The sequence below is a fragment of the Mesorhizobium sp. M4A.F.Ca.ET.050.02.1.1 genome (assembly GCF_003997725.1).
Taxonomy (GTDB): Bacteria; Pseudomonadota; Alphaproteobacteria; order Rhizobiales; family Rhizobiaceae; genus Mesorhizobium.
The window spans coordinates 1-3,126 of record NZ_RZSG01000708.1; the positions used below are offsets into that span (position 1 = coordinate 1).

3 protein-coding genes and 1 pseudogene are annotated in these 3,126 nt (G+C 65.4%); all 4 read right to left on the reverse strand.

The annotated features are described in order from the left end of the window. On the reverse strand, nt 1-516 hold a 516-nt coding region (locus EOA33_RS29725), incomplete at its 3' end, for a VWA domain-containing protein (RefSeq protein WP_127407265.1). 114 nt (nt 517-630) lie between these two features. Then, complete coding sequence (locus EOA33_RS29730; RefSeq protein WP_126056467.1) at nt 631-1,629, reverse strand: GlxA family transcriptional regulator; 999 nt, start codon at nt 1,627-1,629, stop codon at nt 631-633. Nucleotides 1,630-1,645: 16 nt separating this feature from the next. After that, entirely contained in the window at nt 1,646-2,545 is a 900-nt protein-coding gene (folD, locus tag EOA33_RS29735; RefSeq protein ID WP_126056468.1) for a bifunctional methylenetetrahydrofolate dehydrogenase/methenyltetrahydrofolate cyclohydrolase FolD, read from the reverse strand. Nucleotides 2,546-2,755: 210 nt separating this feature from the next. Next, a pseudogene (locus EOA33_RS29740) lies at nt 2,756-3,126 on the reverse strand (succinoglycan biosynthesis protein exop); the annotation flags it as partial.

A 3,126-nucleotide genomic window follows, 5' to 3' on the forward strand; every position in this document is an offset into this window, starting at 1 on the left:
GTCGGCGGTCAGGCCGAAGCCGACGACGTCAGCGGTGAAGTCGACGCCGGAAGCCTCCAGTTCCTTGCCGAGCGCGCAAGGGTCGCCGCCGCAGGTCTCGAGCCCGTCGGTGATGAGGACGACGGTTGCCTTGTCTTCGGTGTATTTCAGCGCCTCGGCCGCCTGCTTGACGGCTGCTGTCAGCGGCGTCTTGCCGACGAACTTCATGCTGTCGGCGGCGGCCGAAATGGCGCTCGCCGAACCCGCCTGCGGCGGCACGATCAGCTCGATGTCCTCGCAACTGCCCTTCTGGCGATGGCCGTAGGCCATGAAGCCTATCTCGTCGTCGGCCGGCACCGACTGCAGCACGGTACGCAGCGATTCGCGGGCGATCTCGAGCTTCGGCCTGCCGTCGATCTGCGCCCACATCGAGCCCGAGGCATCAAGAATGATGATGACCTTGTTGGCGGCAAGGCCAAGCGTGGTCGTCGACAAAAGGAGGATCGCCGTGGCGACGCTCCGTGCCAATCGCATCATGAAACTCTCCTAGGAAACCCCTCTGGTCCGCGGCGGGAAAGGTATTTGACCCGGCCTTGGGACACAAGTCCGCACACGGCCTTGCGCACAGGCACCAGGGACGGCGGCTCATGCTCAGTAGGTGGTGCGGCGCTCTTCCGACGGCGGTCGGCCGAACTGCAGCCGATAGCTCTGCGCGAAATAGGAGTGCGAGGTGAAGCCGGTGGCGATCGCCACGTCGAGGATCGGCATGTTGGTCTGGCGCAGCAGTTCGCGCGCCCGCTCGAGCCTGAGCCTCATGTAGTAACGCCCCGGGGTGACGCTCAAATGGCGCAGGAACAGGCGCTCGACCTGGCGCACCGACAGGCCCGCCGACTTGGCAAGCTGCACCGCCGACAGCGGCTCGTCGAGGTGATCGGCCATCAGCTCGACGATGCGCCTGAGCTTCTCCGACTTGCCGGTGAGGTCGCGTTCCGGGCCGACGCGCTGGCGGTCGCCGGCCGAGCGGATACGCTCGTGCTGGAACTGGTTGGCGACGCCGTTGGCGAGGTTGGAGCCGAAATCCGTGCGCACGATCTCCAGCATCAGGTCGATCGAGGTGGTGCCGCCGGCGCAGGTGTAACGCTTGCGGTCGATCTCGAAGACATTGCCGGTGCAGTTGATGTCCGGGAAACGCTCCATGAAGCCGGCGCGGTTCTCCCAATGGATGGTGCAGCGATAGCCGTCGAGCTGGCCGGCCTCGGCAAGCAGATAGGAGCCGACCGACAGCGCGCCGAGCGCATTGCCCCGCCTGCCCCAGCTGCGCAGCGCCGCCAGCACCTTGCTCTTGCCCGGGAATTCGATGGAGAGGCCGACCGACACGAACAGGATGTCGACCGGCGGCATATCAGCGACGGAATAATCGATCTTCAGCGGGAGGCCGTTCGAGGCCATGACGGCGTCGCCATCCGCCGATATGGTCGTCCAGCCATAGACATCGCGGCCAAGCAAGCGGTTGGCCGAGCGAAAGCAGTCGATCGCCGCGGCCAGCGAGAACATCGAAAACTTGTCGACCAGCAGGAACCCGAACTGACGACCACCCTGAACGGAATCGTTCGCGACCGGCCGTTCGATGGGAATTGAATGGTTCGGCAAGTAGACTGCTTCCCGGTCAGAAGGACGGCCGCTTCAACCCGGCCGCAAGGTAGGCGGAAGCTACAGTGTTCGCCATCAGCATGGCAATGGTCATCGGCCCGACGCCGCCAGGCACCGGCGTGATGGCGCCGGCCGCCTTGGCGGCTTCGGCATAGGCGACGTCGCCGACGAGGCGGCTCTTGCCCTCGCCCTTCTCCGGCGCGGCGATGCGGTTGATGCCGACATCGATGACGGTGGCGCCGGGCTTGACCCAGTCGCCCTTGACCATTTCCGGACGACCGACGGCGGCGACCAGGATGTCGGCGGTGCGGGCAAGCGCCGGCAGGTCCTTGGTGCGGCTGTGGGCGATGGTGACGGTGCAATTGGCGGCAAGCAAAAGGTTGGCCATCGGCTTGCCGACGATGTTGGAGCGGCCGACGACGACGGCGTTGAGGCCGGAGAGGTCCTTGCCGCGCACGCGCTCGATCAGGAGCATCGAGCCGGCCGGCGTGCAGGGCACGAAGGCCGTCTCCAGCTCGCCGGTGCCGAGCTTGCCGACATTGATGAAGTGGAAGCCGTCGACATCCTTCTCCGGCGCGATGGTCTGGATGACCTTGCCGGAATCGATGTGGCCGGGCAGCGGCAACTGCACCAGGATGCCGTGGATCGACGGGTCTGCGTTCAGATCCCCGATGATCTTGAGCAATTCGGCCTCCGAGGTCTCGGCCGGCAGCGTGTGCTGCAGCGAGTGGAAGCCGCATTCCTTGGCGGTGCGAGACTTAGAGGCGACATAGACCTGGCTCGCCGGATCCTCGCCGACGATCACCACGGCGAGGCCGGGCTTCGTCGCGCCCTTGCCCGCCAGTTCCGCGGTCAGCGCCTTGACCTTGCCAACCACGTCTTCGGCGACGCTCTTTCCGTCAATCACTTCGGCCATGAACCACCTTCAACTCTTCCATCAGCGCACGTCGCATCCCTTGGGATTCATGCGACCGCCTTGTCCCATTGTTTCACAGACCCGAAACCCGCGCGGTTCGGGCGATATGCCGAGCGGCATTTTCACGAAAATTCCGACGGGCAATCCCGTCAAAACGCCGTCGCATGCCGTAAACTCGAAACCGGCCGCTTTTATCGGATGGGGCGGGATTTAGAAATAGCGGCGGTTCGAACGGCTTTCGGTGAGCTCGCGCACCGCTTCGCGGAATTCGCGCAGGCTTTCGCGGATTTCGTCGATCTGGCCCTGCTGGTCCTCGGTGTCTTGCACCTGCGGCGACAATTGATCCCGGTAGGCCCCCTGCCCGCCGGGCTGCGCCGCTGGCGACGGATTGGCATAGCCAGCCGGCGCTGTCTGTTCGGGCCGTGCCGGCCGAAAACCGGGCTCATCGTCGTAGGCCCGCGCCCGCTGAGCGGGGTACATCGGTTGCCGCCGAGGCGGCTCATCCTGCTGGAATTGAGGCTGCCGATAGGACGCGGGGCGTTCGGTGACCTTGCCGGGATCGGCGGGCTTTTGCCTTTTGC

What these genes read in the sequence shown, in the direction of transcription:
- folD (WP_126056468.1), bottom strand. Translation starts at nt 2,545, where the DNA reads ATGGCCGAAGTGATTGACGGAAAGAGCGTCGCCGAAGACGTGGTTGGC.